Origin of the sequence: Halobacteriovorax sp., assembly GCF_041587335.1 — a bacterium.
Taxonomy (GTDB): Bacteria; Bdellovibrionota; Bacteriovoracia; order Bacteriovoracales; family Bacteriovoracaceae; genus Halobacteriovorax.
Genome location: NZ_JBFGYP010000144.1, coordinates 1 through 6,705, shown reverse-complemented (window position 1 = coordinate 6,705; position 6,705 = coordinate 1). Strand labels below are relative to the sequence as shown.

The following is a 6,705-nucleotide window of genomic DNA, read 5'->3' as shown; positions in this document are numbered from 1 at the left end:
CTTCTAAAAGAACTTAAGAGCTCTTTTGAAAGGCTCAACACTCTGGCAGAAGTACTTGGAAAGAATAAAGATGAATTTAGAAACTTTGTCTTAGGTTTTATAGAGCAACAACTTATTCAAAATACGAATCACGAACTCGCAAAAATTTGTGATGGAAGATACGGCCTTACTCAAAAAGAGAGCACTCATGGACATGACTTCTTTATATCCGACCGCTGGAATGGAGCAATGGAGAGAAAGGTCACAACACTCTCAGGCGGAGAAACTTTTCTAGTCTCACTCGCCATGGCGCTAACTCTAGCAGAGATGACTAGAGGACAAGTCGATATTGATTGTTTCTTTATTGACGAAGGATTTGGAAGCTTAGACGCCGACAGTATAGAAGACGCTTTTAGTGCACTTATGTCTGTGAGATCAAGAGGAAAGCAAATTGGAATCATCTCTCACATAAGAGAGTTAACATCAAGAATTCCTGCAAATATAAACTTAAATAAATCGGCCGAAGGGCAATCGAAGATAGAGTACTTATATAACTAGGCCTATAAAGAATATATAGACCTAGTTTGTAATTATATTATCTAAAAGTCACAGTTTCCTGGATTTCTTGGGAATGGAATTACGTCTCTGATATTTGCCATACCAGTTATATACATAATCGCTCTTTCAAAACCTAGTCCAAAACCAGCGTGAGGAACAGTTCCGTACTTTCTAAGATCTAGGTACCACCAGTACCCTTCTTTCTCCATACCGTCCTTATCCATTTTTGCTAAAATCTTTTCTAGATCTTCTTCTCTTTGAGATCCACCAATGATTTCACCAACACCAGGAACTAGAACATCCATTGCTCTAACTGTTTTACCGTCTGGGTTTTGCTTCATGTAAAAAGCTTTACAGTCAGCAGGATAATCAGTCACGATCACAGGACCTTTAAAGTGCTTTTCAGCAAGGAATCTCTCATGTTCAGTTTGAAGCTCTTTACCCCAATCTGTAGGGAATTCAAACTTCTCACCTGAAGCATTAAGAATATCAATCGCCTCAGTATAAGTGATCTTAGTAAATGGAGTGTCTCTAACTAATTTTAACATTTCAATATGAGACTCATCTAGAGTTCCACCATGTCTATTGATAAGAAAGTCCATCTCATCAGGACAGTTCTTTAGTACTTCTGAAATCATATATTGAATATAGTCACCAGCAAGCTTAGCAACGTCATCAAGATCAGCAAACGCCAACTCAGGCTCAATCATCCAAAACTCAGAAAGGTGTCTTGGAGTATTAGAATTTTCAGCTCTAAAGGTTGGTCCAAAAGTATAAATAGCACCAAGCCCAGAAGCGTAACACTCACCTTCTAGTTGCCCCGTAACACAAAGAGAAGTCTCTTTACCAAAGTAGTCCTTAGAAAAATCAACTTCACCCTTATCTGTAAGAGGAGGATTCTTAGAATCAAGTGCAGAGACTCTAAACATCTCTCCTGCACCTTCACCATCAACAGAAGTGATAATAGGAGAATTTAAATAAAAGAAACCATTATCTGAAAAGAATCTATGTGTAGCTTGAGCTAACTCATGTCTGATTCTAAAAACAGCACCAAATGTATTTGTTCTTACTCTTAAGTGAGCTTGCTCTCTTAAAAACTCAAGAGAAGTTGCTTTCTTTTGAAGAGGGTAAGTCTCATCACACTTACCAATAATCTCAACAGACTTAGCGTGCATCTCTACTTTCTGCCCTCTTCCACCTGAAGGAACAAGTGCACCAGTCACAGAGATTGATGAACCAATTAATAATGAAGAAATCTCTTCATAATTAGGAGTAGATCCATCAACAATAATCTGTAGATCACCTTGGCAACTTCCATCATTAATCATTACAAAAGAAAACTTCTTTGCTTTTCTTATACTTCTGATCCAGCCCTTAACAACTGCATCACGATCAACGATTTCATCTTTAAATATTTTCTTTAGTAAAATTCTTTCCACAGTTTATCTCCAACAAATTAAAGAAGGCTTTCTTTAATTGTGATTACATTTTCTTTTTCTAATCTTGCACCAAATTTAGTAACAAGCTCACTAGAACTATGACATGCTAACTTAGCAGCTTGAGTATACTCTAATCCGTTAGTGATTCCATAAAGGAAAGCACCAGCAAATAAGTCACCTGCACCGTTAGTATCTTTAGCAACAACTTTCTTAGTTTCAATTGCTATTTCTCTTTCACCGTCATAAACGATTGCGCCTTTCTCACCTAGAGTCACAGCAAATGTCTTTGCAACAGACTTAAGTAAATTAACAGCAGTATCTACATCATCAGCTTCAGTGAAACTCATAGCTTCAGATTCATTACAAAATAATAAATCAATCTTCTTCTCACCAATTATTTCTTTGAAACCTTCTTTAAAGAATCCAACAATACCTGGGTCAGAGAAAGTTAGAGCAACTTTTACATCATTAGCTTGAGCAAGCTCTCTTGCTTTAATAGCAGCGGCCTTACCAGTAGGAGAAGTTACTAGGTAACCCTCAATATATAAGTATTCAGAAGCTAGAAGTTCTGACTCAATAATCTCATTCGTAGAAAAAGTTTCAGTTATTCCTAAGTAAGAATTCATTGTTCTATCTGCATCAGGAGTAATGAAAACCATACATTTTCCAGTAAGGCCTTCTTCTCTATTTTCACCCATATTTGTAGCAACACCGTTACTTACGATATCTTTGTAGTAAAACTCTCCAGTCTCATCATTAGCAACTTTACATGAATAAAAAGACTTACCACCAAACTGACTTACTGCGATAATTGTATTTGCCGCAGAGCCTCCACAGCTTCTTGCGTGAGAAACACCTTCTAAATTATTTAGTAATTCAGATTGTCTAGCCTGGTCTACTAGCGTCATAAGACCTTTTTCAACACTCATCTTCTCTAAAAAAGCAGGTTCAACTTCATACTCCATATCAACAAGAGCGTTTCCAATTCCATAGACGTCGTATTTCTTCATTATTAGTAATCCTTTTTAAAATTTGAAAAAATATTACCTATAGACAAGTAATTTGTCATGGTATTTTGTTTTAGAATCAATAACTTAAAATCTATGGCCAACACATTTACAAATAGTTACAATTTAAGCACGACACTGCCACTGAGGGCAGGATAGAAAATAGAGTTATTTATCAATATCAAAGGGAATAAAAATGACTATTCAAGACTTTCTAAAAAAGAAACAAGAAAAGTTAGCTGAGAAAACGAAATCTAAAAAGAAAGACTTTAGAGCTAAATGTGAAGAGCTTCTAGAGCAAATCAAAAACTATAACGAAGAAAAACACACTGAATTACTAAAAACATTCAAAGATCGTTATGACAAAGTAAATATCCAAAAGAAGAAAATACTTGGTTTCTACGGACAACTAGTAAATGAACTTAGATCACTTAAAGAACAGGCTGGTGAAAACTCATTCACTGCTCCAGTTATAAAAAAAGCTAAATCAACGATCAAAGATGTTAAAAAGCAAAAAGAAAACCTAGAGAAAAAAGTTGATAAAGCAGTAAAATCAACAAAGAGAAAGGTAACTGCTGCTGTTAAAAAAGTAGAAAAAGTTGCAGATGAAGTAGCTGAAGAAAAAGAGAAGGCCACTGCTGCTAAGAAAAAAGTAACTAAGAAAGCTACTGCAGCAAAAAAGAAAGTTACAAAGAAAGCTACTGCGGCAAAAAAGAAAGTCGCTAAAAAAGCAACAACAGCAAAGAAGAAAGTAACTAAGAAAGCAACAACGGCAAAGAAGAAAGTCGCTAAGACAACTACCGCCGCAAAAAAGAAAGTTACAAAGAAAGCAACTGCAGCAAAAAAGAAAGTAACAAAGAAAACAACAAAGTAAGTCGAGTATAATTTTATGGCCCAGGTATATAACTTGGGCTATATTCTTCCCATGAAAACAATCTATAAATTACTACTAGTTACATTATTACTTCTATCTACCACTCATGCTGAAACTTGGCGTGTGAACTGGCAACACTCAAAAGTGACATTTCAAATACCTTACATGGGAATTACTGATGTCTCTGGTGCGTTCACTAAATTTGATGGAGCCTTTGACTTTAATGAAGCTACGAAGAAACTTGATAACGTAGAATTTGTCATCGAAACAAAGAGCGTTGATACAAATAATACAAAAAGAGATGCTCACATTAGAAAGGAAGATTTCTTCTACACTAATAAGTATCCACGTATTCGCTTTGTATCAACTAATACAGTCTACAAAGATTACAAACCAGTAAAACTTATTGGAAATCTAGAACTTTTAGATACAAAGAAAGAAGTTACTTTTGATATTAAGTACAAGGGAAGTGTTCAAGATCCTTGGGATCAAAATAAAATCGCACAATTCTTTGAAGCAAGTACTGTCATTAATCGTAAAGACTTTGGACTAAGCTGGAATAAGAAACTTGATAAAGGTGGATTACTTCTTGGTGAGTCAGTTAAGATTGATATAATCATTGAAGCTTTTGAACAAGGTGTAAGACCAGCGTTTTCAAGATTCTACCTTCCAACAAAAAATATTAAAAAATCTGTAGCAAAAGAAATTACTGATAAAAAAAAAGTAGTAAATGAATCTACTCCAATAAACGAGACAACAGCTGGCAATGTAGTGGCCCCTAGTGTTGTCTCAACACCAGAGCTGCCTAAAGTTAAAGATATAGTTCTAAATATTGTTTTTGGATTTATAGCTTTTGTTATCTTAATCGGTGGTGGAATTAAGCTTCAAATCGTTATTACTAAGTTCTTAGAGAAAAAGAACTTTGATCCAAAGTGGACTTTCTTAATTCCAAATATCATTGTGATGATTCTTATTATGTATATCGCAACTCTCCTAGCACCATATATGGGCTATGGACCACACCCGTGGGGAAATTAATTAACCACGGGTAAATACTAGCTCATCACCTTTAGACATTGATGGGCTATATTTATAACCATCACTATCAAAGCTCTTTAGAGTTTCAACTTCTGTTACTTTGTTTTCAATAATAAACCTGGCCATCATTCCTCTTGCTCTCTTAGCAAAGAGTCCAATAACCTTATAGTTATCATTCTTCATATCTTTAAATACTGGCGTAATAACCTGTCCATTAATTGAACTAAAATCAATTGCACTAGAATACTCTGTAGACGCGCAGTTAACTAAAACTTTTTCTTTTTTAAGGATAGAGTTTATCTCTTTTGTAAGATCTTCTTTCCAATACTCATAGAGGTTCTTATTTCCATCACAAGCAAACCTTGTTCCCATCTCTAATCTATAAGGCTGAATAAGCTCTAGTGGAGAAAGAACGCCATAGAGACCTGAGAGAATCCTTAAGTGATTCTGAGCATACTTAACCTGGGCCTTAGACAACGTTTCAGCATCTAGTCCCACGTAAGTGTCACCTTTAAAAGAATATATGGCCTGTTTTGCATTCTCAGGAGAAAAAGGCGTTTTAAAAGATTTATATCTATCTACATTTAACTTAGTTAGGGCCTCAGATAATTTCATCATTTTTGAAATCTCTGCAGGCGTACATTTCTTTAACTCTTTAATTAAAGTCTTAGATTTTTCAATGAACTTAGGTTCTTTATAATCTGAAATCGGTGCACTAGATTCAAAATCTAGCTTCTTAGCTGGTGATACAATTACTAACACAGTCTATACTCCGTTAAATTAACAACATAGCTAGACTACTCAAATCATTGCCAATTGGCCATGGCAGGCCCGTAGTAAATAGCTGATATCTAATTAACTTTTTTGGCATCAATGTTGAATTTTTCTTTTTTTCTAATTTCTATATACTAGGCCTAAGGGACATTAAAAAAGGTAACGAAATGAAACATAGGCCGCTTCCATTTGTCATACTCGGAATATTACACCTTATAGAGCCACTACTTAAGATTGCGTACTTCAAAGCAACGACGCACTTCCCTATACTCTCTATCATTGAAAATATATCTCACCTTAATACATCTAGGGCAGTCTTTGAGTTTTGGTTCCTATTCCCTATTGGTGGAATTGCCCTATTAGGGGTCAAGAAGTGGAGTTACCCTATATTTGTCAGTGTTCAACTCTATTCCATATACTCCCACTTAAGCTATGAGGCCTTCACTTGGCCCTATGCCAGCAGTTCACCACAGTGGCCAAGCCTAATAATTCTCGCATGTAATGTGGCGATTATTGTCTACTTCCTACTACCAGAGATAAGAAAACCCTTCTTTAATAGGGCCGATAGATGGTGGGAACATAGAGAGAGATACACTATTAGGATTCCTTGCTCCTACTCTCTAGCTACAGACAACACACTTAAAGACGCAGAGATCTTAAATATTTCACACTCAGGTGCCTTTATCACTCTCCCAGAGGGAGCTGATATATGTGGTCAAAAGATGATTATCAATATCACCTTCATAAGCGATAATATCTGCTTAAATGCAAAGATCATTTCTCAGCATGAGTTTGATGATGAGAAGGGTTTTGGTATTGCATTTGAGTATGAAAATATTTGGGAAAAGCTCTATATGAGAAAAATAATCAATATGATTTCAAGGGCAGCAAAGAAGCACCACATCCAACAACTAAGTGCCTAGGCAAAAATATAGAGGTCATAACGAGCGCTCTTACCAATGTACTGAGCGCTTGGTTTTGCCTTTAGAGTTGGGGACTTAACTCCTCTCTTAACGACAAACCTCTTCACGCCACT

At 35.8% G+C, this 6,705-nt stretch carries 7 protein-coding genes; 4 read left to right on the top strand and 3 right to left on the bottom strand.

Going from position 1 to position 6,705, the window contains the following annotated elements:
* The coding region (locus ABX784_RS14600) for an SbcC/MukB-like Walker B domain-containing protein (protein ID WP_372655797.1) at positions 1–537 on the top strand (537 nt) is incomplete at its 5' end.
* Between the two features lie 41 nt (positions 538–578).
* On the opposite strand, the gene asnS is transcribed toward ABX784_RS14600, so the two are convergent.
* Positions 579–1,976: an asparagine--tRNA ligase gene (asnS, locus tag ABX784_RS14595; RefSeq protein ID WP_372655796.1), complete on the bottom strand. Its 1,398-nt coding sequence runs from the start codon at positions 1,974–1,976 to the stop codon at positions 579–581.
* A gap of 17 nt (positions 1,977–1,993) precedes the next feature.
* Entirely contained in the window at positions 1,994–2,986 is a 993-nt protein-coding gene (locus tag ABX784_RS14590) for an adenosine kinase (RefSeq protein WP_372655795.1), read from the bottom strand.
* A gap of 193 nt (positions 2,987–3,179) precedes the next feature.
* On the opposite strand from ABX784_RS14590, the gene ABX784_RS14585 reads away from it, so the two are divergent.
* Both ABX784_RS14585 and ABX784_RS14580 read left to right on the top strand, forming a co-directional pair.
* A complete protein-coding gene (locus tag ABX784_RS14585) occupies positions 3,180–3,857 on the top strand; it encodes a hypothetical protein (protein WP_372655794.1) in 678 nt (225 codons plus the stop codon).
* Between the two features lie 51 nt (positions 3,858–3,908).
* Positions 3,909–4,895, top strand: coding sequence for a YceI family protein (locus ABX784_RS14580; RefSeq protein ID WP_372655793.1), 987 nt, complete (start codon positions 3,909–3,911; stop codon positions 4,893–4,895).
* On the opposite strand, the gene yaaA is transcribed toward ABX784_RS14580, so the two are convergent.
* Entirely contained in the window at positions 4,896–5,657 is a 762-nt protein-coding gene (gene yaaA / locus ABX784_RS14575; RefSeq protein ID WP_372655792.1) for a peroxide stress protein YaaA, read from the bottom strand.
* Positions 5,658–5,836: 179 nt separating this feature from the next.
* On the opposite strand from yaaA, the gene ABX784_RS14570 reads away from it, so the two are divergent.
* Entirely contained in the window at positions 5,837–6,592 is a 756-nt protein-coding gene (locus tag ABX784_RS14570; RefSeq protein WP_372655791.1) for a PilZ domain-containing protein, read from the top strand.
* Positions 6,593–6,705 lie beyond the last annotated feature (113 nt).

What these genes read in the sequence shown, in the direction of transcription:
- ABX784_RS14590 (WP_372655795.1), bottom strand. Translation starts at nt 2,986, where the DNA reads ATGAAGAAATACGACGTCTATGGAATTGGAAACGCTCTTGTTGATATG.
- ABX784_RS14585 (WP_372655794.1), top strand. Translation starts at nt 3,180, where the DNA reads ATGACTATTCAAGACTTTCTAAAAAAGAAACAAGAAAAGTTAGCTGAG.
- ABX784_RS14580 (WP_372655793.1), top strand. Translation starts at nt 3,909, where the DNA reads ATGAAAACAATCTATAAATTACTACTAGTTACATTATTACTTCTATCT.
- ABX784_RS14570 (WP_372655791.1), top strand. Translation starts at nt 5,837, where the DNA reads ATGAAACATAGGCCGCTTCCATTTGTCATACTCGGAATATTACACCTT.